This is a genomic window from Polycladomyces zharkentensis, assembly GCF_016938855.1.
GTDB lineage: Bacteria > Bacillota > Bacilli > Thermoactinomycetales > JIR-001 > Polycladomyces > Polycladomyces zharkentensis.
Genome location: NZ_JAFHAP010000017.1, coordinates 17764 through 43913, shown reverse-complemented (window position 1 = coordinate 43913; position 26150 = coordinate 17764). Strand labels below are relative to the sequence as shown.

The window sequence follows — 26150 nt, the reverse complement described above, 5'->3', positions numbered from 1 at the left end:
TGACCCCTCCTACAACTTGATGCAGACATTGGTCAGCTCAGTAAAGAACTCGAAGCTGTGGATACCGCCCTCGCGACCGATCCCGCTTTGCTTCATCCCGCCGAACGGCGTGCGGAGATCGCGTAAAAACCAAGTATTCACCCAAACGATCCCCGCTTCGATCTGACCCGCCACACGGTGAGCGCGACGCAGATCGTTGGTCCAGATCGAAGCGCTCAATCCGTAATGCGTATCATTGGCCTGTGCGATTACTTCTTCTTCCGAGTCAAAAGGCAGAACGGTAACAACCGGCCCGAAAATCTCTTCCCGCACGACACGGCAATTGCGGTTTAATCCCACAATGATCGTCGGTTCAAGATAGTATCCTTTATCCAAGCCTTCAGGACGACGACCGCCGGTCAAAATCTGCCCGCCTTCCTCTTTTGCCAATTGAATATAGCCGGTCACACGTTGGTAATGTTCTTCACCGATCAGTGCCCCTACCTTTGTATTGGGATCGAATGGATCGCCGACAACCAGTTCCTTTGTCCTTGCCACAAACTTCTCCAGAAACGCTTCGTAAACAGGCCGCTCCACATAGACGCGGGAACCGCACAGACAAACTTCCCCTTGGTTGATAAAACTGGATTTCAGCGTGGTTTCAACCACTTCGTCCAAATCAGCATCAGCAAAAATGATATTCGGGTTCTTGCCGCCCAGTTCGTATGAAAGCTTCTTCAACGACTGTGCGGCTGCTCTCATGATGATTTTTCCTGTTACAGTCTCCCCGGTAAAGGAAATCGCGTCCACATCCGGATGTTCCGTCAGCGCGGAGCCGGCTGAATCGGGGCCGAAACCATGCACAATGTTGACCACTCCATCCGGCACTCCTGCTTCGCGGCAGATTTCAGCGAGCACGGTTGCCGTCATCGGCGTCAGTTCAGCGGGTTTAATCACGGCCGTATTCCCTGCCGCCAGACATGGTGCCAATTTCCATGTGAGCAATAACAGCGGGAGATTCCATGGCGTAATCAGCCCTACGACACCGACGGGACGACGAATGGAATAATTCAGGGCGATGTCATCCGTTTGGTAGGCTTCTGTTCCGATCCCTCTCAAGTAATCGGCAAAGAAATGAAAGTTGTAGGCAGAACGCGGAATGTCGATCGTGCTGGCGAGCCAGTAGGGTTTCCCGGTATCCAGCGATTCTAGCCTCGCCAATTCTTCCTTTCTTTCAAGAATGATGTCTCCGATCCGGCGAATGACGGATATTCGATCATGGGTGGACATCTTTTTCCACGGTCCGTTCAAAGCTCTTCTGGCTGCTGCCACAGCGAGGTCAATTTCTTCTTTTCCGCCTTCGCAAACCCTGCCCAGCACTTCTTGGGTGGCAGGGTTGATATTGTCAAACGTTTTCCCGCTTTTGGAAGCCATATATTGTCCGTTGATAAAATGCTTGCAATCGAATGGGTTCACACGCTGTTCCACTTTTGGTTGTACTTGCATCAGTGCGCCTCCCTCAAGTAAATATGCGAAATGATCCGAATTCAATATGTTTTCTTACTTACATTTTTCATCGTAACGATCGATTGTTTATTATACAAGACCTATGTTCTGATATATGCAACAAAAGTGAATTTTTTTATTCATCGATGATACCCGCTGCTGATGAGATGGATGTAACAAGCTATTTTTTGCTGCAACCCCTTAGATGTTTCACTTGTTGATTTTGTTTTAATATTCCGATACAATCAAATGTGTATCATGAAGGGACCTTGTTCTTATATATGCAACATGAGAAAGGGTCAAGCACAATGAAAAACAACAAGAACCAGGAACATCTGCTGTCATCGGTGAAAAACGCGCTTCGTATCTTACGGAGCTTTTCTCTCGAAGAACCGGAGAAAAAAGTAACAGACTTGGCCGCTTCCCTGGGTTTGGGGAAAAGCACGGTCAGCCGTTTATTGGCTACACTGGCCAGTGAAGGTTTTGTTGCAAAAGATCCGGAAACACAAAAGTACCGGCTCGGTTTAACGATTCTTCATTTAAATACGATCGTCACATCAAACCTGGAGATAAACCGGGAATCACTTCCGATTCTGCAAAGACTGGTCAATGAGATTGGGGAAACTGCACATATTGCGGTCATGGACGGGCTGGACGTCGTCTACTTGAACAGGGTGGAGTGCAAACATCCCGTGCAAATTTTATCCCATGTCGGAAGAAGAAACCCCGTTCACTGCACCAGTTCCGGAAAAGTGATACTCGCCCATCAAGAGGAGAACCTGATCGAGCAAGTCATTGAAAAAGGACTTGAAAAATACACGGTCAAAACAATCACGGACCCGGACGATTTCCGGGACATTCTGAAGACGGTAAAAGAACAAGGATATGCGATCAGTATTGAGGAACTGCGTGAAGGTGTCGCATCAGTGGCTGCACCGATCCGGGACTATACCGGCAAAGTGGTGTATGCGATCAGTGTAATCGGCCCGATCCATCGAATGAATCCCCACAACACGACGATTATCAACAAAGTAAAAAACGCCGCGAAAGAAATCTCGGAAAGACTGGGATACTGGAAAAATTAGCAAACCTGTTTGTTTGAAGGGGCGTGATCCGCTTGTATGACCTGCACACTCACTTTATTCCGCAAGAGGTTTTGCAATGGTTGAAGGACAACCGACATCGGGTCAATGCCAAATGGGAAAAAAAAGGTCCCGATCAGGCGGATTTTCTGATCGTGAACAATCAATGGGGCTTTGAGTTGAAAGAGACTTTTACCAACCCCGGACGCTACCTGCAAGAGCAAGCAAAAGCCGGGGTAACCCACTCCCTGGTTTCCCCTGTTCCCCAACTGTTTTTGTATGCGTTTCCGGAAGAAATTACATGCGAGGCCTCAGCTATCTACAATCGTGCGCTCGCCCAATGGGTTGGTCACCATCACAACCGGTTGTCCGCATTGGCGACGATTCCTCTCAACAATCCCATGAAAGCGGCAAACGAATTGAGAAACGCCATGAACTTGGGATTAAAGGGAGCGATCATCGGTCCCGGACTGTCGAATGTAATGTTGACGGACGAGTTTTTCACTCCTTTTTGGGAGGAAGCCAATGCGCTAAAAGCGATCATCTTCATCCATCCGCTCCTGTGCGAAGATCCGCGATTAAAAAAGAAAATGATGCCCAATCTGATCGGGGTTCCCTGGGAAACCGCCGTTTGTGTTACGGATCTGCTACTGAGCGGTATGCTTGACAGATATCCGGACGTGAAAATTTTGTTGGCGCATGGCGGAGGATTTCTCCCCTACCAAATCGGCCGACTGAACAAAGGCTACGAGAAATGGCCGGCTGTTTCCGCGTCGTTGCAAGCCCCTCCCACAGAGTATCTGCGTCGTTTTTGGTTTGATAGTGTGCTATGGAACCATGCGGCTTTGCGTTATCTGATTGAAATGGTGGGAGAGGACAGAATCGTTCCCGGAACCGATTTCCCCTTTGATCTCTGCGATTGGCCTCCTGCATACGCTAACGACAGCGGTGTGCAGTCTCTTTTGGGCGATGATGGTCACCAAACGGTATCTGAGGAGTAATCTCTGCACCTCGTGGCGAAGATCGTTGGGCGGTTACCGATACAGGATGTACTTTGTACATACCCGAGATGATCAACTCATTGTCACCTTTCTGTGGCAAATACACTTGACATGCAATCACTTGACTGGACTGGATGGGCAAAATTGGACCAATTATATACCCCTTTTTGAATAAGGAGTAACACCCGATTTCTCGTTGTTTGAAGATAAAGAGAGTCAGCCCTCCGGTTGGAGAGCTGACACAATTCCGTAACCCTTCCTTATTGACCGTTTCATTTGAGACAGTGCAACCAATCCGGCTGTATCATTCCATTTACAACGAAACGTTTGCGATTGTATGTTTTTTCCGAATTGGTTATCATCTTAAAACAGGAAGGAGGTATGGATATGCCAAAAGATACAGGAGCCAATCGAATCAATGTCCGCACCAGCCCGGAATTGAAGCGCCGTGCGCTGTGGGCTGTTGAAAAAGGAGGTTTTAAGGATCTGACGGAGTTGGTCAATTTTCTGCTTCGTCGATATGTGGAGGATCTGGAAAAAAAGGAGCTCGTCCGGTTGGAGCAGGAGAAGTTTCTCGCTACTCAAAGCAATCATTAGAAAAAGGCATGTGGCTCTTCAGTTATTGAGCTTTTAAGTTTGCACAGGAATGGAAGAGAATATAGAAAGTCAGACAGAGATTGGGGAAGAGCGCGTCTTTGTGTTCCTTGCCACTACTCCAGAAGTGCAAGGCCCATGTCTTGATGTGCTGGCACACAGCTATATGATGTGCTTTAATCTGACAAGCTCCTGATCCGTGTGTAGCGAATTTCGTGCAACTGCTCCTGCTTGCCAACAGTCTCAGGCAGCCCTCCGACTGGAGGGCTGTCATCGTGTCGGAACGAAACGATGTCTGACAAAAGAGTAAGTGAACCCTTCACCTCATCATCTGCAAATCCGCCTCTGTCACCCGGCCGGCTTTCACTTGGACCACTTTGGGCACCGCGCCGTCCGCTTTCACCAGATAATAACCGGGCGGCAAGTCGGACAATCCGAAAAATCCACTGCCGTCCGTCTTGCTTTCATAACGCTTCAAGCCGTGCCCCTTGATCTCCACCGTCACACCGTCCATAGGTTGCCCCTTGGCATCTGTTACTTTTCCCATCAAATAACCCTTGGCAGGATGGGATTTCCACGGCATGTCCGGAATCTCCGCCCGTTCGGCAAATACCGGCTCCCCGTACGGGTTGGGTTGCGACAGTGCCGTGTACAACGAGTCGTTGGGAAGATTGTCCTTGTTGGTTTCCGCATAGCTGTACAAACTGACTCCCGCGGCGCGATGACCGTTGGCAGAGGGCATCTGCGCCCTTTTTACCTGCGCCAGCGTGCCGGAGATGGAATTGAGGTACACACCGGGACCGATGACGATCTGCCGACCATACTGGTGATCCTTTTCCCATTCGATCCATTGATCGTACCACAACTTTTGCGTCTCCACGTGTTCCCGGTCGTAGTTCATGGGGATGGCCATGTCAATCCATCCGTTTTGCAGCCAGCCGTCCCAATCCTGCATCACTTGCGTGTAAGGGGCGGATTGCCGGTATTCTTCCGGTGACGACGGGCCCGAACCCCAAGCGATCACCGCGGCGGACACCTTGATATCGGGACGGATGGCGATTGCTTTCAGATAGACTTTGCGCATCAGAAAGGTGACTTGTTCCCGGCGCCACGCTTTCCATCGTTCGTCCTGCGGGTCGGGCAGGCCGGTGGTTCCCGTCTGTTGTTGAAACCGTTCCACGCTGACGGGATTGTAACCCCACTCCGGCCCCATATACCGCACCAGGTCCAGATGAATGCCGTCCACATCGTATTGGCGGACAACGTTGAGATATTGTTCCACCGTGTAATCCAACGCGTCCGGGTGTCCCGGATCCAACACATAGTCGGCACCGTTCCGGTTCACCCCGTCGACCCGGTTCATCAGCCAGTAGTCCCGTCCCCGTGCCGACGGGCCGTGCGTATTGAACACATGTTGGGGCGACTTGGGGGGAGTGGCCGAATTCCAGATCGGCAATGTGGCCAGCCAAGCATGAACTTCGATCCGCGGCCGGGCTTGGTGCGCTTTTTCGATCAGGTAGGCCAATGCGTCAAATCCCGGTTGCAACGCGGGATCTTCGGTACGGGGCTCCAAGGCTTTGTTGAAATACGCATCCCCGCGCCGGCGCACCTGCACGATAACCGCATTCGCATGCGACTTCTGCACGTCAGCGATCAGCTTGTTCACTTGTTCAGGCGTTTTAAACCCGTCGTGAAACGCGTCCACCCAAAATGCGCGAAATTCCCGGGGTGGTGTGTCCGCCAGCGCCGGTTGCGGAACCAGCGACATCCACAGCCAACCGAACAGGGACAGCCATACAAACCATGTGCGCATCTCCCATTACTCCCCTCGTTGGAATTCGGCCAGCGTCACACCGATCCGATCCTGCAATTGGCGGAGTGAACCGGCGGTGTATCCGTTCATGATCATCGAAAACACCAACCGTTCCCCATCCTTGGTGCGTACATACCCGGACAAAGCGCTCACGTCGGTCAACGATCCCGTTTTGGCCCTCAGGTTGTTGGCCGCCGCGGTGTTGCGCATCCTGCTCTGTAACGTGCCGTCGACACCGGCCACGGGAAGCGAATCAGTAAACGGAGCAGCGACGGATGAATGGGAAACGGCCATCAACAATTGCACCAACTCCTCAGCAGACAATTGGTCCTGCCTGCTCAATCCGGAGCCGTCGACCAAATCCGGTCGAACGTTCAATCCCAATTGGCGCATGTAGGAGTTGATCGCCTCCACGCCGGCCTGTGCCGTGCCCGATCCCGCTTTTTCCAGTCCCAGCACCCGAATCAACATCTCGGCATAAAAGTTATCGCTGTTTTTGTTCATATAGCGGACGATCTCGGACATCGGCGGAGACGGATAATCGCGGACCGGTTCGGCTCCCCGCGGCACAGTTCCCGCCCGCGCAGCACCGGGCCGGTCAAAAGAGATCCCCGCATTTTCCAATTGCTCCCGCAAGACTTCACCCGTATACAAATGCGGGTTTTCCACGGGAACACGCGTGTAGTCTCCCTGAAAGTCCAGGGGGAGACTGCCCGATACCCGGATCGTGTTGGTTCCCCGATCACGGGAGATGGAGAGCGTGTTTTCCGAGCCGGCTGGACCGGTGACGGCGGTGTTGATCACATCGACATAGCGCGTCTGTGGTGTCAAGCTGAGCCGGATCGGGTCACCCGCTTGTCCCCCGGGCAGGTAGTCCAGCCGAACGGTTCCCCGGTTGACGGACAAGGCCGTGATCTGCGGCTGGTAGTATTCGTTTTCGTCATCCCAAGACCATCCGCGACCGTACACATCGTCCGTAAACGCCGTGGTGTCGACGATCACGTTTCCGGTGACCCGCTTGATTCCCGCGGCTTGAATATCCTTCACCATCTGGTCAATCGTGGAGCCTTCCTGCACACGGAGCGAACCTTCCGTGGCCAAGGTGGGATCGCCTCCCCCTTGCAAAATCAGATCACCGTACAACACACCATCCCGAATCGGGCCGGTTCGGAACAGCCGTGTATGCAGACGGGCGTCCGGTCCCAACAACCCCAACGCCGCGGCCGAGGTAAACAGCTTGGCGTTGGAGGCGGGTGTCAGCAGGGCAGAGCCGTTTCGCTCGTACAGCAAATCCCCGCGATCCAGCGACTCCACCATCACCCCGCTGACGACTCCCCGGTAGGGTTCAGCATCCAACAGCGGGTTCAACCGTTCCGTTAACAGATAAGCGTCTTCGGGCGGCAATTCCCCGGGATCGGGCAAATCCGGATACGTGGTCGCCGCCACTGCGATGCGATCCTGAAACGCTTTGGACAACGCCTTTTCCTTCGCACCCCTGATCAACACGGCAAAAGCCAATCGTTCCCCCGAACGGGACGTGGTCATCCCCACGAGTCCGAACTCCCCTCCGGTCTTGGCCCGTACGTTGTTTTCCGCAGGGGTCCCCGTCATACGGTTTTTCAGTGTCCCGTCCACACCGGCCACGGGCAGAAACGACCAGAAACGCTCCCGCGCCGGATGCTTGTCCATCGCCATGAGCAACTGGATCAAATGATGGGGCGCCACCACGTCCTGACGGGACAAGCCGGACCCGTCCACCTGACGGAAGTCGATGTCCACTCCCGCACGCGCAGCGAAATTGCGAATCGCTTCGATCCCTGCTTCCGCACTGCCGACTCCCGTTTCCGTCGCCCCCAGCCGCTTGAGCAACATTTCCGCGTAAAAGTTGTCACTGGTTTTCATCATCCGTCGTAACAACTGATCCACGGACGGCGATAACACTTGGAAGACCCGCTCCGCTGAGGAAGGCAATACGCCCGTTATCACCTGAGTGGAGGGAGAGAAACGAATCCCCACCCGGTTCAGCTGTTCCTTAAACACCCAACCGGTGAACAAATCCGGTTGTTCCACCGTTCTTCTTACCGTGACACCCGTATGCTCCTCTCCGATTGTTCCGGTGATGACGATTTCATTTTTGGCGCGAGTCCGTGCAATCGTCAGCTGCTGTTGGTCCCCCTCCACTGTCTGCGCCCGATTGATCACCTGCACATAATCCGGTGCGGGTGTCACCGTCACGCGGGGGGCTTGTCCCGTGTGACGTCCCGGCTTCACTTGTACGCGCACCGTATTGTGATCCACCGATAACGCCCCGATCTGTGCGCTGATCGGATACGGTTCGTCATCCCACATCCAGCTGGTGCCCAGACGCGCTCGATCGAAGTACCGGTCATCCACACCGATATTCCCTTCCACTTTGCGGATGCCCCGGTCCGCAAGCGATTTCGCCAGTTTTCGCAACTGCCTTTCGTCCAATGAAGGGTCGCCATATCCCTTGAGCCATACATTCCCCCGCAAGATCCCGCCGGGGGTGAGAGTACCGTCCAACCACACCTCCGTAGGGATCTGCGCACCCGCAGGCCAACGGTCCAATGCCGCCGCTGTCAACAGCAGCTTTACCGTCGAGCCCGGCACAAACGTGTTGTGCTCCCGAAGTGCAGACAGGGTTCGACCACGCTCGAGTGACACCACCTCGTAACCGACCAGCATCCCCCTGGTCTCGGGGTTTTCTTGGAGTTCGGCCACGTAGTGTTTGAGTGTCGCATCCAACCGCTGGTCCGCCGACACCGTTCCCGCCCGAACGGGCAGACTGATACCGGAAACAACCAGTAAAACGGTCAACCATACGGCCAACCACTTGCCCCAACGCTTCATGTACTCCCCTCCTTTGTGACGGACATTTCCATTATAACTGAATATTCTTAAAAATTTTATCAAAATTTGTCGGAAAATCCTTGGTTGGACAGGATCTTTGAGGTGAAGCAGCACGACTCAACAATGATGTTTATCAATGATGAAAAGTGGGTAATCCATCATTGCCGCTTCATTATATTTGACCCGGAGGGATCACCAGTGATGAAACTCCCCGTCAAAGGCGTGTCGGAATTGGTTTTGGAAGTGGCGGATATGGACCGAGCCGTACACTTCTGGTCGGAAGTGCTCGGGTTCCCCATCGTGGATCAATGGAAATGGGAACCCGGCAAGAGCGGGTTCCGAGCCGAGCAATTTGTGAGCCGCCAACATCCGTATGTCTGGGCAACCTGGCTGTATGTCGGGGGAAACACCCGGTTGGGGTTGTGGCTTCCCCGGAAATGGACACCGGAGGAACGCAAAATCCAACATCAACCCGTTACCTCCTGGCCATCTCCCGAGCTGTACGATGAAGGCGGCAAACATGTGCATTTTGCCCTGTACATTGAGGAAGAAGATTTCGACCGCACTTTTGAACAGTTGCAATCGCTCGGCATTCCCGTCACCATCCGGCAATTTGAACCGGAATACCGGGCGCTCTATTTTAAAGATCCGGACGGAAACGTAGTGGAAATGTACACCCGATCCATGGCCCAATCCTATGCTTCTCCGGCCCGTGTTGATACATGAGGGTGTGCTTTCTCCCTGTCCTGTATTGTCGCAATCCATGCGATGGAAGCCAAGGAGTCCACAATTGAGACTTCCAAGCTACTGAAAGATGGCGCGACACATCCTTCACTCCCGTATCTTATCACAGTTGTACATACCATACCTGTTGAATCAGTCCATCTCTCACTTCGTAAATGGCGATCGCTTCCAACGGCTCTGCGTTCCGTCCGGTGATTCGCTCATGGTCGATCACATAAGGACCCATGGTAATTCGTTGAATCAACTCGGCGTGTATTTGGGGATTTTGTTCGAACAGTCGTGCATAATGTTCTCTCATCTCGTCGAGACCGGACATGACGGGTTCACAGGGATGGTCGTACACCATAACATAAGGGCTGTAAACTGACAGAAACAGCTCCAAATCATGGTGGTTGTAGGCTTCCAACTGGATTTGCACCAATTGTTCAGGTGCTTCCGGTTTCGCTGTTTTCATCATGGATTGTCTCCTTCCCCACCCCGGTTCCCTTTTTATTCTTTCTTCTCCCCCGCAATTCCTACCGATGGGACAAAACTTTACCAATAATCCAAATAAAATATGTACCAAACAGGGCGGTTGAAATTCCTGTACATCTTGCAGCAAAAGACAGCGACAGCATATGGCTGGATACATGAATAACCACCAGCTACTCTATATCAATATTGTTCAGTACAGGGTCGGTTCCGGAAAAGAAAAACCACCCACGAATGATTTTAGCGCATGTTCCACAAGTGACATAAACACCTAGAACCACAAGAAACTGGCCTATGAAGTAGTACTTCCTAAACATGCGCTGACAGTTGAGCATAAGGGGCCGACCACTCATTCCATTCAAAATACGCTTAAAACAGCGATTTCACGCTATTTCTTACGTGTGTTATCGCTCTTGATCCTAACCCTATAACTCTCTCATCAATCACCTGTATTATTTTCTTTACTCACTTCTTCAAACCAAGAAAGAAAAATATCTTCTGGTAATAGCATTTCGTCATTAGACCAGACTAAATCATACTTATATGTTGCTCGTAGTTTGTTCTCTTTTACATTGTAATGCATTTTAATTTCAGTAGGCATCTCCCTATTAAATTCTTTACATTTCTTATGAATCTCCTTAAAATAATTAACTCCTATTCGTAGCATACTCCATTGTCTTTCTCTTGAAACATCATAAATTTCATTAGGTTGTCCATTAAGCTCTTCTAATGCCTCGTTTAGTTGGTGTTTACGAACAACCTTACCGTTAATTTTATAGAATACATCAAATGAATACGCTCCTTGTTCAAAGGAACAGTACATATAGATATCATCTGCTCTGTCATTAACATACTCTAAACAGATCGCCACAATATCAGCTTGTAACTCTGCAAGATAATCTTCAAATACTTTTTTCATGTTTTCCCACTCCTAATTCTGGATATGTATAAAACGTTCTTCCTCATCAATTGAATACTCTACATCAAAACTACTCGGCCTTGGTCAAAAACGAGAAAAGGGTGGCCGTGGGACGTATCACGTGGTCTTGCTACCGCCCTGTATGCTCTTAATATCAAACTACGCCCACCTTCATCTATTTACACTATTCGATGTCGGGGACATTCGACAATAAACGCGCGTTCCTGCTGCGACATAAAAAAGCCATTAAGTCTATGAAGGAGTGCTTCATAGACTTAATGGCTTTTTGCTTGACCTTACAGCAGTTTATGGTAAAGGTAGGTTACAGGTATGGGTGGTTTTTCCGTCCTTCACTTCGTACGGAGTCTTTCCTTCATGATTATCTTATCATTTTTTATTCAATTTCGACAATCATCTCGATTTCAACAGGTGTATCAAATGGAAGTTCATTTGCGGAAATCGCAGAGCGAGCATGACGACCTTTCTCTCCGAATACTTCAACCAGCAAGTCAGAAGCACCGTTTACGACAAATGGTTGCTCCACAAAACCGTCTGCAGAGTTAACAAAGGCAAGAAGTTTTACTATTTGTTTCACCCGATCCAGATCACCAACATGTTCTTTTAAGACAGCCAACAAGTTTATCATCACTTGTCGGGCGGCTTGATAACCTTGTTCTACAGTAAGATCACTGCCGACTTTTCCCTTGTACAGGAGTTCACCGTTGACACGACAGTCCGCTCCGGATAAAAATACGAGATTACCAACCGTTTTCGCGGGAACATACTGTGCTACCGGTTTTCTGACTTTTGGCAACTCGATTCCCATTTCTTTCAGTTTGTTTTCGATCATAGACATGGTTCATAACCTCCTGGTTCGTGGTCTGCCATTTGCTCTACAGATCATGAATTCATTGGCGGAATAAGCTGATTCATCACTGCTCCTTACTGATCTGTCAACTTCTTACGCCAAACCATGGGATGATACCAAACAGAGGGAATTGGAAAATCTTTTCTTGTTGAAAACCTAATGATCACAACAAGCATACAGAGAACGATGAGCTTGAATGACACAACCCCCGTTTGCATGAAGGTTTTTCTTATGTTCAATTGTCTTCACTCCATTGACAATCACGTGGCGAATGCCATCCGGATAGCTCATCGGTTCCTGATAGGTCGCTGTATCCATGATCTGATTCGGATCAAAGATGGTGATATCAGCATGGTAACCCGGTCTCAGCAATCCGCGTTTGCCGAGGTTAAATCTTTGCGCCGGGAAAGAAGTCACTTTGCGAACGGCTTGCTCCAGAGACAATATTTTTTTCTCGCGAACATATTTCGCAAACAGTCTGGGATAAGTTCCATAAAGCCGTGGATGCGGTTTACCCGTCACGCAGCCGAGGCTGTCAGAGATAATAAGAGAGTGATCATACTTGATGACTTGTTCCACGTCATCATTGGACATATGGAAATACACAATCGATACATTTCCCTCCTCTTCAAGCAGCAAATCCAGTGCCGTATCACAAGGGTCCTTTCCCAACTCCTGACTGATGTCAAGAATGCTCCGCCCTTCCAGGTGCTGATTCTTTTCTGATACGGATGAAACGATGACACTTTGCCATCCTGTCGATACGATCAGATTATCCCAATCTTCCTGCTCCTCACTCATCTCTTGCTTGATACGCTTGCGTAGAGACAAGTCCCGCAGTCTGGACAGGCAAGCCTCTACCCCGCCTTCCAGTGCCCATGGCGGCAATAATGTGGTCAACATCGTTGATCCTGCGTTGTAAGGATATACATCACAAGTGACATCCAAGCCTCTGGCACGGGCGTCATCGATCAGATGAAGCGCTTCTGCAACACTGCCCCAGTTGCGTTTTCCGGCAGCTTTCAGATGGCTGATGTGCAATGGTACACCGCTTTTCTCTGCAATCCAGATGACTTCTTTGATTGACTGAATCAAATTGTTTCCTTCTCCTCGAATGTGTGAGGACAATAATCCGTTATATTTGGGTAAAACGCTGCACAGTTCCGCCAACTCCTCTTTGGAAGCATAGCGGCCCGGTGCATATAACAATCCGATCGATAAACCGATCGCTCCCGCCTTCATCCCTTCTTCAAGCAAATCCTTCATGTTCTGCATCTCACGCTTTGTGGCCGGACGATTTTCAAATCCCATAACGGCAATACGCAAAGCGCCGTGGGCAACGTAAGTTGATACGTTCTCAGATATGCCGGCTTTCATCAGTGTTTGAATGTATTCCTCCACAGACTCCCACGGCCAAGCCCACGGAGTGTTGCCGATCACAGGTTCAATATAACGTTTCAACAAGTCCCCACGCTCTTTGACAAACGGCGCCGGAGCCAATCCGCAGTTTCCAACAACCTCCGTGGTGACACCTTGCTGCAGCTTCACATCGTGATGAGGATCTTGCAATACGAGAAGATCGGCGTGCGAGTGCCCATCGATAAATCCCGGCGAGACGATCTGATGACCGGCGTCAATCACTTCTTTCGCCTCAATATCAACCAAACCCACATGCGTAATCATTCCATTTTTAATTCCCACATCCCCCCAAAACCAAGGATTGCCGGTTCCATCCACGATTCTGCCGTTTTTAATCAATAAATCGAGCATAAGCTCCCTCCTCAGTCCAACTTTCCGCGTCCGGCCACCGTTACCTTGGTCAGTCCTTGCTCGTTTTTTATATACACATGATTATGAAGATTCACCGTGCTGCAAATATGGTTGGGGATCACCTCAAGCCTGTCGCCGATTTGAATGTTCTCGTCGCCCGGGAGTGTAACCATACCGTGTTCTTCCGTTAACCTGTCAAATATCGCTTCCGGCAGATTCGTAATATATCCAAACCCGATTAAATTGGATGGCCAGGTATGGGGTTGCACATCTGTGGCAAATGTTTTACTGCCGCCGTCAATAATGAGCAAGTTTTCCGATGGTTTGCTCACAACGGAAGTCAAAACGGTCGCGGCACATTCATCTAATCTGCATACACCAAGATTGACTTGCATCATGTCGTAAAATACATAGGTGCCTGGTCGAATCTCCGTTACCCCTTCGACCTGTGCGGCGTACTCAGCTGTCGGGGTCGATCCAACGCTCACATCTTGTATATCGATTCCGGCTTCCCTCATTTTATTTGCCAACGAAACCATCAGTTTTCCTTCTTCCAATCCTGCCTTCTTCAAATCACGTGTCGGTTTCCCTTGGAAAACAGCTCCACGAAACGTGTAAATCCCGCTTAACCGAAGGTTGTCAAGCTGGTTGATCTCGTTTGCAAGGGCTACAGCCCGTTCGTATAACACACCTGTCCGTTTTAGTCCCGTATCCACCTCAAGACGAACAGACAGCGTATGATGATGCTTTTTTGCCAGTTCTGATAACTTCTTCGCACCTTCAATGCTATCCACTCCAACGATCAGATTGATGTTTTTGCTTAAAGCAATCGCCCGTTCAATTTTCGATTCGATGACCAGCGGATAGGCGATGAAAATATCATGAATGCCATGCTCTGCCATCACTTCCGCTTCCGATACTTTCGCGACGGTAATGCCGGTCGCACCTTCCGCAAGCTGCTTCTTTGCGATCTCGGGAATTTTGTGTGTTTTTACATGCGGCCGCAGTTGAACCCCATTCTTTTCGGCGATTTGCGCCATTTTTCTAATATTTTGTTCCATTTTTCGTTCATCAATGATCATACACGGCGTTTCGATCATCTCGTATCCCTCCTTTTTTGATGATGGATGGCCGTAACAGCCCTTCACATTCACAGTCTGCAAGATGCTACGACACGATGATGGAGAGAAGGAGTATCAATATCAAAGCCACAATCGACAAAATGGTTTCCATCACCGTCCACGTCTTTAACGTATCTTTTACGCTCATGTTGTAGTATTCCTTGATTAACCAGAAACCGCCGTCATTTAGATGAGACAAGATGAGCGAACCGGCGCCGGCGGCAAGAACCAAAAGCTCCGGACTGGTTCCGGGAACCGCTGCCGCGATGGGTGCAACAATTCCGGCTGAGGTCATCATGGATACCGTAGCAGAACCAACGGCTACCCGAATCAATGCGGCAATTAACCACGCAAGAACAAGAGGAGAAATGGACGAATGAACCGCCAAACCCGCGATATAATTGCCTACACCGCTGTCAATCAAGACATTATTGAGCGCACCTCCGGCACCGATCACCAATAAGATTGTAGCAGCAGGACCAATACATTCATTTGAAAATTTTAATATTTCATCTTTCGTAAATCCTTGGTTGGAACCCAAGGTAAAGAAAGAAACAATAGCGGAAATTAACAAGGATGTGATCGGGTGACCAATAAAGTCAATCCAGGAACGCACGGTATGATCTTTCGGCAATGTGACATCAGCAACCGTAGCGCACAACATCAGAATGACCGGGAGCAGGATGGTGAAAAGTGTCATGCCAAGACCAGGAAGCGGTCGGTCCGTCTTTTTGGATGCCATTTGATCCATTAATTCCTGTGAAGGGGCAGCCTGCACATATTTACTGACCCAATTTCCAAATATCGGTCCCGCGATGATCGCAGAGGGAAGAGCGACAATAATCGAGTAAAAAATCGTTAAACCCACATTTGCTTTAAACATCTCAATGACAGCCATCGGCGCGGGATGAGGCGGTACAAGGCCATGTGTAGCCGAAAGCCCCGCCACAAGAGGAATGCCGAGTTTCACAAGATTGGTGCCGGTTCTGCGAGCAATGGCAAACAACAATGGGATCAACAAGACAAACCCGACTTGCAGGAACAAGGGAAGACCCACGATAAAAGCGGTAAACATCATCGCCCAGTGTATATTTTTGGTGCCAAAAAGCTTGATCATGGACTGGGCAATCCGTTCGGCCCCGCCTGATTCCGCCATCATTTTACCTACCATCGTGCCCAAGGCGACAATGATCGCGACAAGACCGAGTGTATTCCCCACCCCTTCCTTAATGGAGTCTGCGATTTTGGGCAAAGGCATCCCCATTGCAACGCCGACAAACGTGGCGACAAAAAGTAGGGTAACGATCGGATTTAACTTAAAGTAGCTGATGAGGACAAGCAACAAAACGATCGCAATGAACGTAATGAGCAAGGGCATGAAAAACACCTCTCTCCGTTGATTGATCACGCGTGACTTGCTCCGCACGGCTGAAGCACCGGAGGCACTCCCTTCGGTCGCCGTGGGCTTCTCGCTTCATCCGGTGTGGCAACCCACATCCATCCACGAAGGGGTCAAGCAGGGAAAGAAAGCGCTTCCATCAAATCGATCAGATTTTTTTACCTTTAGAGAGGGTACGTTCGGGAAATCTCCTCACTTACCATTCGGCCACACTGCCGTCCGGGTGGCGCCAGACCGGATTTTTCCAATCATGACCGATTGCGGCCATCTTGCGCACATGTTCTTCGTTGATTTCAATGCCGAGCCCCGGCCCCTGCGGAATCTTCACATATCCTTCCTCATAGCGGAAGACGGATGGGTCGACCAAATAGTCCAACAGGTCGCTGCCTTGGTTGTAATGAATGCCCAAACTCTGCTCCTGGATAAATGCGTTATGTGCCGTTGCATCCACTTGCAAACACGCGGCCAAGGCAATCGGTCCAAGCGGACAGTGCGGCGCCAACGCCACATCATACGCCTCCGCCATCGCCGCGATTTTCTTGCATTCCGTAATGCCACCCGCATGGGAAAGGTCCGGCTGGATAATGTCTACATACCCGTCGGCCAACAGTGTTTTAAAATCCCATTTGGAAAACATGCGTTCCCCCGTGGCAATCGGAATCGAAGTAAGATGGGCAAGATCTCGAAGCGCCTCATTGTTTTGCGGCAGAACCGGTTCTTCGATAAACATCGGATGATAGGACTCCAACTCTTTGGCCAGAACTTTGGCCATCGGCTTGTGAACCCTTCCATGAAAATCGATTCCGATGCCAATGTGTTTGCCGACCGCTTCCCGGATTGAAGCGACCCGTTCAACCACCGCCTCCACCTTGGCATATGAATCAATGTATTGCAGTTCTTCGGTCGCATTCATCTTGATCGCCGTAAACCCCTTGTCGACCACCTCTTTGGCAGCTTTGGCAACATCGCCGGGCCGGTCCCCGCCGATCCAGGAATAAACACGAATGGAATCGCGGCAAGCGCCACCCAGCAATTCATGGACAGGTGCTTGGTAATATTTCCCCTTGATGTCCCACAGAGCTTGGTCAATCCCGGCAATCGCACTCATCAGGATGGGACCCCCGCGATAAAATCCCCCGCGGTACATCACGTTCCAATGGTCTTCAATTTTGAGCGGATCTTTGTCGATCAGGTAGGTCATCAGTTCATGAACAGCCGTTTCCACCGTGGCGGCACGCCCTTCGATCACAGGTTCCCCCCAACCGACAATCCCTTCATCCGTCTCAATTTTCAAAAACAGCCACCGCGGTGGCACTTTAAAGGTTTCATAACCCGTGATTTTCATTTCCGTTCACTCCTTTTTCCGAAATCGTGTTGGGTGTTGGGGCTTTTGCATCCCGGTACATTCACTCTCCATATGTCGTTTTTGTCCCGGATAAAGGGATTCTCCCTATCCATTTTCGGTTGGTATCCTCTTGTTTCTGCCCACTGAAGTTTGGGACCAAGTCACCCGTCGGACGAAAGTTTACCCGCCCCCTCTTGGCAAAGTCTTCATGGCTGTCGTACCTGTCTGACCGAATCAACGAATTGCGCCGCCCTTCGCTTCAGTTCCTGAAGATAGACCGAATCCACCCTCGTCGTTTTAGGGACGAGCGCTCCGCCCAATCCAACGGCGATGACGCCATTTTGGAAATACGCACCGATATTGTGGAGCGTGATCCCGCCGGTGGGAATGATCGGGATGTGCGGCAATGGATCACGAACCGCCTTTAGATACTCCGGTCCCAAAACACTGATCGGAAACACTTTCACCGCATCCGCCCCTTGTTCGTAAGCGGTCAAGATCTCGGTCGGTGTCAACACTCCCGGAATGCTGATGGCCCCATACCGTTTCGCCATGCGAATCGTCTCCACATTGAGCGACGGGGAGAAGATGAACCGAGCCCCAGCCATCAACGCCAACCGGGCCGACTCCGGATCCAGCACTGTTCCCGCCCCAATCAGCATCTCCCGGCCGAATTCCGCCAAAACACGCTCGATCACATCGCCAATGCCGGGGGTGTCCATGGTGATCTCCACGGTTCGAACGCCTCCCTCATGCAAGGCCCCTACGATTGAAACGATGTCTTCCGGCCGGTGTCCGCGAATGATGGCAATAATTCCGTTTTCCTTTATTTTCTCAATACTCATTCCAATCACCTCACCACATCTTGTCCGCTTCCATTCATAAAACGCAGCAGCGTTTCACGAAGCGGCAGTCCTTCATAATCTCCCTGAGCCATGACCACCATGGCGGCAACTGCACAGGCCCGTTTCACCGCATCCGCCACTTCCAACCCTTCCAACATGCCCGACAACAAACCGGCAGCAAATCCATCTCCCGCACCAACCGGGTCGACCACTTCCTCCACCGGAAATCCCGGAACATATCCTGACCCCTGTTTTGACAGATAATAGGCTCCCGCTGCTCCCCGCTTCACCACAACCAGTTGGGCCCCCATCTCCATGAAGCGCTCAGCGATGGCTTCCGCGTCATTCTCCCCGACCAACAACTTCCCTTCATCCAAGCCGGGAAGCACGATATCTGCTTGAGCGGCCATTTGCCCGAGCACTCTTTTGGCCGTGTCCGCATCCCATAACTTGGCACGATAATTGGGGTCAAACACCACTTTGATGCCATGTTTTTTTGCCACCCGAATTGCCTGGAACACCGCCTCGCGGCAACTTTCACTCAACGCAGGCGTGATTCCCGTGAGATGCAAGTATTTCGCTTGTGCGATATATTCCTCGTTCACAAGTTCCGGACCCATCAGACTGGCAGCGCTGGGTTTGCGGTAATAATGGACGCGCAATTCTTTTTTATGTACATATTCTTTAAACATCAATCCCGTGGGGGCTTGAGGCGTCATTCGCACTTGGCTGGTGTCGATGCCTTCCCCGCGCATCATTGCCAAAATCGCTTCGCCAAACTCATCCTGCCCCAATTGACTGATCCATCCGACACGATGACCCAGCCGGGAAAGACCGATCGCCACATTGCTTTCCGCTCCGGCGATGCTGAGCGAAAAATCCCGGGCATATCGGAGCAACCCCATCTTTTTTGGGGTGAACAACACCATGGTTTCCCCAATGGTCACGACATCCACTCGCTTTTCCTCCTTTGAAGGCCGGCAAAACCCCATTGCCACCGGCAATTCAGGAAAGGTAGCCCATTTTTTTGGAGATCATTTTTGCCGTATTTTTCACATGAAACACGATATAATCATGCCTTTTTTTCATCCGTTCTTTGGGTCCGGCCACACTTACCGCCGCGATCACTTCCCCGGCCGCGTCAAAGACGGGCGCGGCAATACAGTAAAGGCCCTCTTCGTTTTCCTCGTTGTCAATGGCATAACCCTGCGCTCTATACCGGGACAAACACGATTCCAACTCCTGGCGATCCGTGATCGTATTTTCCGTGATCGGGTTAAGCGGCGTCCGTGACAAAATCTCGTCCCGCTTGTTTTCCGGCAAATAGGCCAACATCACTTTGCCGAGTCCCGTGCAATACATCGGTTTGCGTGAACCGATCTGAGCACTTGTCCGAACTGAGCGATTCGTGTCTACCTTGGCCACATAAACCATTTCATTTCCCAACAAAACCGCCATGAAAACGGTTTCTTTCACCAGTTCAGCCAAACGCTCCAACGGCACCCGCGCATCTCGGTACAAATCCATCGATTCCATCGAACGGGTTCCGAGCTGAATCAGCTTTGGCCCCAATTTGTATTTTTTCAAATCGGTCAGTGACAGGTATCCGTACTCATGCAACGTTTTCACCAGATGAAATGTACTGCTTTGAGGAAAACCTAAAGCGGTTGCAATTTCCTTTATATTCAAGCCTTGTGGATGACCCATCAGCAACTCAAAGATCTGCAATACGCGTACGGCCGATTTGACCGACATGTGAGTCCCTCCATATTCACATATGTGAATTTATTTCGCATATGTGAATCTTTGTAGGTATCATAACATCGTTTTCGTTTTTCTTCAATGCGTTTTTTGCATAATTCGAAAATAACATAATAAAATAGCCGCCGATTTCTTTATTGCCTGGATCTTCGACGACTCGATGACAAAGGGAACCCATTTTGTGTTAAAATCAGGAAGCGTTCATGAATCTTTTCCTCATCTCACCACAGGAGTTGATAAATTGCATGATTATTGTTAATTTTCGTTTTTTTGTCTTTGTTCCTTGCAGGGTGTACCCATGCAGAATCAACTGTCACGATTGACAAAAAACCAAAAGCAGCAACGCAAGCTTTATCCAAACAATGGCGAGCGAGCCCCACTTTTAGTGTGACCAGCAACGGTATCACGGTTCAGTGGATTGGTGAAAAGGGACGAGTGGCTGTTACAAACTTTCCATTTATCGCTGGTCAAACTCAAAAGTACATGTGGTTGTTTTGGGGAAATGAGAATGAAATCATCGGAAAAGATTACAAGGTGATCGCAACCAGTGATCGAGGAATTCAAAAAACCGTTCTTTCAGGCCAGTCGCTCAACGGTCCAATTTGGGGTGCGACCGCTTCCTCACCTTCTCTGATCACTTTGCCCACCAAAGGGATGTGGCGGCTTGACGCCTATGTGAACGATCAATTGCACGGCACCATTTTTGTCGAAGTGAAATAGAGACAAATCTGTATAGAGAGGGCAACCGCGGAATCGGTTGCCCTCTTCAAGCATGAAGTGTCGTTGCTTCTTCTGCTTGACCTTTTTCATTGTAAACATGGATATCGAGCTCTTTGACCGCTTTGCTTGTCAACAGCCCTGCGATCATGCTTCCGCTCACGTTTAAGGCTGTACGCCCCATATCGATGAGCGGCTCAACGGATATGAGCAAGCCGGCCAGGCCTACAGGCAAGTTCATGGTGGAGAGCACCAGAATTGCGGCAAACGTAGCACCCCCTCCTACACCGGCCACACCAAATGAACTGATGGCCACTACTGCGATCAAAGTCCCAATAAAAGACGGGTTGAACGGATCGATGCCTACTGTTGGCGCGATCATGACCGCCAACATCGCGGGATAGATCCCGGCACATCCGTTTTGTCCGATGGAAAGTCCGAATGAACCGGCCAGGTTGGCAATCCCTTCGGGCACTCCCAATTTGTTCGTTTGTACCTCGACATTCAGCGGCAAGGTTCCTGCGCTTGTACGTGATGTAAAGGCAAAAGTGAGAACCGGCAGCACTTTCTTTACGTAAGTGATCGGATTGAGTCTCGAGACAGTCAGAAAGAGCAGATGAACCAAGAACATCAGAATCAGGGCTACATAAGATGCCATCACAAACTTGCCCAACTTCAAAACGGATGCGACATCCGTCGTCGCGACGGCTTTTGTCATCATGGCGAATACCCCGTATGGCGTCAAACGTAAAATGAGCGTTACCACACGCATGATGATGGAGTGAAAGGCGTCAACCATTTTGGCAAACAATTCGGCATGTGCCGGATGTTTCCGCTTGACTCCCAAGAAAGCAATCCCGATGATCGCGGCAAAGATCACCACGGCAATCGTTGAAGTCGGTCGGGCTCCAGTGAAGTCCAAAAACGGGTTTTCCGGCAACAATTCGAGAATCCTCTGCGGAAAGGTCTGATCTTGAATCTCGCCGAACTTTTGCTCCAGTTCTTTGCCCCGGCTGATTTCCATGTCACCTTTATCGATTTGTACGGCTTCCAGATGAAACCCCAGGGCGGATGCGATTCCGATCGCCGCGGCAATGGCTGTGGTCCCTACGAGAATCGCGATGATCAGCACGCTGATATTCCCCGTATTGCCCGCCAATTTCAATTTGGTGAAAGCGGACAGGATCGACAGGAAGACAAGCGGCATCACCACCATTTGCAGCAATTTGACATAGCCGCTCCCGGCAATACTGAACCAGTCTATTGAAGATTGCAGGATCTTAGAGTCCGAACCGTAAACGTATGGTAAGGCAAAGCCGACTGCAATCCCGGCTCCCAGTGCCGAGAAGACGCGAACAGAAAAGGAAATGTGTTTCTTTTGCATCCAATACAAGCCTGACATGATCAACAGAAACAAGAGAATGTTCACCAAAACCCATACAGCACTCATCATCAGACCCTCCTATATTCCGTCATGCATTAATCAAAATATAAGCCAATTATTCCGATTGATCAAGTAGGAATGATGGTGGCAAACACTGCAACAAGGCATATCCGGGAAATTCGGGGTTATGGCCCTCGCGTTTGGGGTGCGTTCAGTCAATCCTGTACCGGGCGGCCTTTTTCCTCATCAGGTTCGTTCATGGCAAAAAGGCCACCCTAGCAGATTAACCCACTTGCTCTGTCATGCCCTGTTGCAACAGATACATCTTATAATAGAGTCCTTTGCGGGCGATCAGCTCGTCATGAGTGCCCCTCTCCACAATCTCCCCCCGGTGCAATACCAGAATCAGATCGGCATCCTGGATGGTGGACAACCGATGGGCAACGGCAATCGTCGTTCTCCCCTGACGCATGTTCCGCAGTGCCTGTTGAATCGCCTCTTCCGTTTCGGTGTCCACATGTGCGGTTGCCTCATCCAACACCAGAATTTTCGGCTCCCGTGCCATGGTCCGCGCAAACGATAACAACTGCCGTTGCCCGCTGGACAGGGAGGCTCCCCGCTCTCCCAGTTCCGTTTCGTATCCCTTGGGCAACCGGCGGATGAATGCGTCTGCCTGTACAAACCGTGCCGCTTGTTCCACCCGTTCGTCCGTTATATCGGGGTCCCCCGTTCGAATATTTTCCCTGACCGTACCGACAAAGAGAAACGGGTCCTGTAACACCAATCCCATCTGACGCCGCAGTTCCTTGTCGTCATATGCGGTGAGCGGAACCCCGTCGATGAGAATCTCCCCCTGCCGCAACGGATAAAACCGCATCAGCAGATTGATAATCGAACTCTTGCCGCTACCCGTGTGTCCGACCAGTGCCACAGTTTGTCCCGGTTCCACCGCGAATGAGATGTTACGCAGAACATCTTGTTGTCCGTCGTAGGAAAACGTCACGTTGCGAAACTCAATTCTGCCACGGGTGATGACAGGTGTTTCATTCCCCGTTTTCACAGGAGCCAGATGATCCTCGTCCAACAGTTGAAATACCCGTTCGGCGGAGATGATCGCATTTTGCGCCTGCGACAACTTCAGCATAATCTGGATGAACGGCTCAAACAGCCGTTCCAACAGGTTCAAAAACGCATACATCGTCCCGATCGACACGACCCCGTCAAACGAACGAATGCCGAATAACGTCAATACCACGATCAAGGCGATGAGGTAAATGGCATCAACGGCAGGGCGAAGCAACAGTCCGGCCAACCGGATGTTACGCATGTGTGCCCCGTACAATTCCATGCTGCTTCGCTCAAATTCCCGCCGCATCCGCCGTTCCTGGCTAAACGCCTGGATGATGGACATGCCCTGGATCGTTTCATTCAATTTGGCGTTGATCTCGCTCACCATTTGCCTCACCCGACGGTATGACAGGGCGCTGAAATGCCGGTATGCCTGCATCACGCCCCCGATAAGCGGCAAAATGATCAGACAGGCGGCGGCCAATTTCACATCCAGCACGAACAAGGCGACAAACGCGCCGATGATAAACACGATGTTTTGGATGAACGTGGACAGGACGCTGACAAACAGATCCTTCACAGCTTCCGTATCATTGGTGATGCGGGAAATCAGCGATCCGCCCGACGTACGGTCAAAAAAGGACAGACCCAGACGCTGCACTTTGGCAAAGACGTCAACGCGCAGTTGCTGTACCACCCATTGGGCGATCCGGTGAAACGACAACAGTTGAAAATAGGTTAACACGACCGAAATCACATACAGGGCGAGATAACCGGCGGCAAACCCCCACAATACCTCTGTATCCAGTTTGCGGGGGGTCAGATGATCGTCGATAAACCATTTGATCAAAACCGGACCGGCTACACTGGCACCGGTTGCCGCCAACAAAGCTGCTACTGCCCACCCCAACTCCTTACGATGAGGTCGGAGATATCGAAACAGACGACGGGCGACCATTCTCCTTTCCTCCCTTCTCCACCAGCAACTCCAACTGCTGCCGTCGATACATCATTGCATACCATCCGTTTTGGGCCATCAACTCCTCATGTGTGCCGAATTCCGCGATTTTTCCGCCGTCCAGGACAAGAATCAGGTCTGCATGTTCAACCGCACTCATCCGATGGGCGGCAATCCAGGTAGTCCGATCGGTCCGGTATCGGCGGAGCGCTTGCAGGATGTTTTGCTCGGTCTCCGCATCCATAGCGGATAAAGCGTCGTCGAGGATCAAAATGGCCGGATCGCGCAACAGTGCGCGGGCGATGGAAATCCGTTGCTTTTGTCCACCGGATAAGGTGACACCACGGTCACCCACTACTGTTTCGTAGCCGCGGTCAAGCCGGAGTATATCCTCGTGAATACTGGCCAACCGGGCCACATTCTCGATTTCCTCCTGCGTGGCTTCCGGTTTGCCGAAAGCGATGTTCTCCGCAACGGTAGTCGAAAAAAGGAAGTGATCCTGCGGCACATAACCGATAATTCCCCTCAGGACTTCCAATCGGTAGGCAGACAAGGGATGTCCACCCAACCGGATGACACCGTCCGTCACATCCCACTCCCTGAGCAACAAGCGAAGCAACGTGGATTTCCCGCTGCCCGTCTTGCCCACCACCCCTACAGTTTGGCCGGGCCTTACATGTAAATGTATCTGTTGCAACGCTGGGGAGGTTTGTCCGTGGTAGGTGAAAGAGTTGATGTGCACCTCCATTTCCGTGGAGGAAATCCGGTCCAATCTCGCCTGCTCGTCGGTAATCTCCGGTTTCACTTCCAGCAGGGAACGAATCCGATCGTACGAAGCGCTTCCCCTCTCCAGGATGTTGATCAGCCATCCGAACGCCAACAACGGCCAGATCAACCGCCCCAGGTAAATGGAAAACTGGGTCAGCTCACCGACGGTGATCTCACCTTGTACGACGTAATAAGCACCGACTGCCACCGTCAGAAAAAACGAAAAACCGACGATCCCCGAGATGGTAGGCTCAAACAAGGCATCCACCCGGGCCACTGCAATATTTTTGTCCGCCACGTCGCGGGTCAGCCGACGAAACGCCTCCGTCTCCGCTTCTTCCAGCCCCATCGCCTTGATCACCCGCACGCCGGAGATGTTTTCCTGCACTTTGTCGTTCATCGTGGAGAACGCCGCCTGCGCCCGGTGAAACCGCTCATGCAGCAACCGGCCGTAATGGCTGACAGCCCACGCCATTACAGGCAACGGTAACAAGGCGATCAGCGTCAGTTTCCAGTGAATGGTGAATGCCATCGTACAAACCACCAGACCGCCCAAAGTCAGCGAATCCACCAAAGTCAGTACGCCCTCGCCCACCGTTTGCTCCACAGCGCTTACGTCGTTGGTGGCATGCGCCATCAAGTCGCCTGTTCGTCTGCGGTGAAAAAAGGACGGCGGCATAGACGTGAAATGCTGATACAACCGTTCACGCAACCATTTGCCCAGACGCATCGACGCCCCGAACAACATGACCCGCCAGACGTACCGCAAGATATAGATCAGCACCCCGGACAATGCAAGCAATGTCATCCATAACCCGATCATACCGGAAGTCAGCGTCCCGCTTTCGATGGCATCGACGATGACGCCGATCACATAGGGAGGAAACAGTTCCAACAATGCGACGAAAAACAGCGTCAACACGCCGATGGCGTAACTCCTTTTCTCCTGACGGAAAAACCACCCAAGTTCCCGGAAAATCCGCATTTTCTCCCCCCTGTCCACGAATGGAAGGCACAAAAAAAACCACAGGCACGATCCGCGCCCGTGGAATGATCAACAGTGCCGTTCCATTCCCAAATCCATCAGGGCGGTATTGCGCCATTCGCCTTCATTTGATTGGTTTTCCCCATCATCCGTCGCATGGCACAAACCCCCTTTCATGAAG

General features: G+C 51.0%; 21 protein-coding genes. 5 read left to right on the top strand and 16 right to left on the bottom strand.

Features of this window, described 5'->3' with window-relative positions; all coding sequences use genetic code 11:
- Positions 1-9: 9 nt before the first annotated feature.
- Positions 10-1485 (bottom strand): aldehyde dehydrogenase, encoded by a 1476-nt coding sequence (locus tag JQC72_RS15205; protein ID WP_205497133.1) that lies wholly within the window; start codon positions 1483-1485, stop codon positions 10-12.
- A 308-nt stretch (positions 1486-1793) separates the two neighbouring features.
- On the opposite strand from JQC72_RS15205, the gene JQC72_RS15200 reads away from it, so the two are divergent.
- The 3 genes from JQC72_RS15200 (at position 1794) to JQC72_RS15190 (ending at position 4165) form a co-directional block, all read left to right on the top strand.
- On the top strand, positions 1794-2570 hold the full coding sequence (locus JQC72_RS15200) for an IclR family transcriptional regulator (protein ID WP_205497131.1): 777 nt from the start codon (positions 1794-1796) through the stop codon (positions 2568-2570).
- A 32-nt stretch (positions 2571-2602) separates the two neighbouring features.
- Positions 2603-3568, top strand: a complete 966-nt coding sequence (locus JQC72_RS15195) for an amidohydrolase family protein (RefSeq protein ID WP_205497254.1) — start codon at positions 2603-2605, stop codon at positions 3566-3568.
- 387 nt (positions 3569-3955) lie between these two features.
- Positions 3956-4165 (top strand): hypothetical protein, encoded by a 210-nt coding sequence (locus JQC72_RS15190; protein ID WP_205497129.1) that lies wholly within the window; start codon positions 3956-3958, stop codon positions 4163-4165.
- 316 nt (positions 4166-4481) lie between these two features.
- Here JQC72_RS15190 and JQC72_RS15185 read toward each other — a convergent pair whose 3' ends face one another.
- Together JQC72_RS15185 and dacB are read right to left on the bottom strand one after the other, a co-directional pair.
- Positions 4482-5975: a family 10 glycosylhydrolase gene (locus tag JQC72_RS15185; RefSeq protein ID WP_205497126.1), complete on the bottom strand. Its 1494-nt coding sequence runs from the start codon at positions 5973-5975 to the stop codon at positions 4482-4484.
- A gap of 6 nt (positions 5976-5981) precedes the next feature.
- A complete protein-coding gene (gene dacB, locus JQC72_RS15180; protein WP_205497125.1) occupies positions 5982-8846 on the bottom strand; it encodes a D-alanyl-D-alanine carboxypeptidase/D-alanyl-D-alanine endopeptidase in 2865 nt (954 codons plus the stop codon).
- 201 nt (positions 8847-9047) lie between these two features.
- On the opposite strand from dacB, the gene JQC72_RS15175 reads away from it, so the two are divergent.
- Positions 9048-9572 carry a VOC family protein gene (locus tag JQC72_RS15175; RefSeq protein WP_205497252.1) on the top strand — a complete coding sequence of 175 codons (525 nt, stop codon included), beginning with the start codon at positions 9048-9050 and terminating at the stop codon, positions 9570-9572.
- 121 nt (positions 9573-9693) lie between these two features.
- On the opposite strand, the gene JQC72_RS15170 is transcribed toward JQC72_RS15175, so the two are convergent.
- The 10 genes from JQC72_RS15170 to JQC72_RS15125 all read right to left on the bottom strand — a co-directional run bounded on the left by JQC72_RS15170 (position 9694) and on the right by JQC72_RS15125 (position 20083).
- On the bottom strand, positions 9694-10047 hold the full coding sequence (locus JQC72_RS15170) for a nuclear transport factor 2 family protein (protein WP_205497123.1): 354 nt from the start codon (positions 10045-10047) through the stop codon (positions 9694-9696).
- Positions 10048-10500: 453 nt separating this feature from the next.
- The gene (locus tag JQC72_RS15165; RefSeq protein ID WP_205497121.1) at positions 10501-10980 is read right to left on the bottom strand and encodes a DUF600 domain-containing protein; all 480 of its coding nucleotides are present in this window, start codon (positions 10978-10980) and stop codon (positions 10501-10503) included.
- A 394-nt stretch (positions 10981-11374) separates the two neighbouring features.
- On the bottom strand, positions 11375-11836 hold the full coding sequence (locus JQC72_RS15160; protein WP_205497119.1) for a RidA family protein: 462 nt from the start codon (positions 11834-11836) through the stop codon (positions 11375-11377).
- Between the two features lie 168 nt (positions 11837-12004).
- Positions 12005-13618, bottom strand: coding sequence for an N-acyl-D-amino-acid deacylase family protein (locus JQC72_RS15155; protein WP_205497117.1), 1614 nt, complete (start codon positions 13616-13618; stop codon positions 12005-12007).
- An 11-nt stretch (positions 13619-13629) separates the two neighbouring features.
- Positions 13630-14718 (bottom strand): alanine racemase, encoded by a 1089-nt coding sequence (locus JQC72_RS15150; protein WP_205497115.1) that lies wholly within the window; start codon positions 14716-14718, stop codon positions 13630-13632.
- Between the two features lie 67 nt (positions 14719-14785).
- Entirely contained in the window at positions 14786-16117 is a 1332-nt protein-coding gene (locus tag JQC72_RS15145) for a GntP family permease (RefSeq protein ID WP_205497250.1), read from the bottom strand.
- Between the two features lie 217 nt (positions 16118-16334).
- A complete protein-coding gene (gene dgoD, locus JQC72_RS15140; RefSeq protein WP_205497113.1) occupies positions 16335-17483 on the bottom strand; it encodes a galactonate dehydratase in 1149 nt (382 codons plus the stop codon).
- A gap of 206 nt (positions 17484-17689) precedes the next feature.
- A complete protein-coding gene (locus JQC72_RS15135; protein WP_205497111.1) occupies positions 17690-18328 on the bottom strand; it encodes a bifunctional 4-hydroxy-2-oxoglutarate aldolase/2-dehydro-3-deoxy-phosphogluconate aldolase in 639 nt (212 codons plus the stop codon).
- 5 nt (positions 18329-18333) lie between these two features.
- Positions 18334-19284, bottom strand: a complete 951-nt coding sequence (locus tag JQC72_RS15130) for a sugar kinase (protein WP_205497109.1) — start codon at positions 19282-19284, stop codon at positions 18334-18336.
- Between the two features lie 49 nt (positions 19285-19333).
- Entirely contained in the window at positions 19334-20083 is a 750-nt protein-coding gene (locus JQC72_RS15125; RefSeq protein ID WP_205497107.1) for an IclR family transcriptional regulator, read from the bottom strand.
- Positions 20084-20341: 258 nt separating this feature from the next.
- On the opposite strand from JQC72_RS15125, the gene JQC72_RS15120 reads away from it, so the two are divergent.
- Positions 20342-20809, top strand: a complete 468-nt coding sequence (locus JQC72_RS15120) for a DUF4871 domain-containing protein (RefSeq protein WP_205497105.1) — start codon at positions 20342-20344, stop codon at positions 20807-20809.
- Positions 20810-20855: 46 nt separating this feature from the next.
- Here JQC72_RS15120 and JQC72_RS15115 read toward each other — a convergent pair whose 3' ends face one another.
- From JQC72_RS15115 to JQC72_RS15105, 3 genes are all read right to left on the bottom strand, one after another.
- A complete protein-coding gene (locus JQC72_RS15115; RefSeq protein ID WP_205497104.1) occupies positions 20856-22256 on the bottom strand; it encodes an L-cystine transporter in 1401 nt (466 codons plus the stop codon).
- Between the two features lie 217 nt (positions 22257-22473).
- Positions 22474-24216 (bottom strand): ABC transporter ATP-binding protein, encoded by a 1743-nt coding sequence (locus JQC72_RS15110; protein ID WP_205497102.1) that lies wholly within the window; start codon positions 24214-24216, stop codon positions 22474-22476.
- Complete coding sequence (locus JQC72_RS15105) at positions 24173-25969, bottom strand: ABC transporter transmembrane domain-containing protein (RefSeq protein ID WP_205497099.1); 1797 nt, start codon at positions 25967-25969, stop codon at positions 24173-24175. Before JQC72_RS15105 ends, JQC72_RS15110 begins: the two co-directional genes overlap by 44 nt.
- Between the last annotated feature and the right edge of the window lie 181 nt (positions 25970-26150).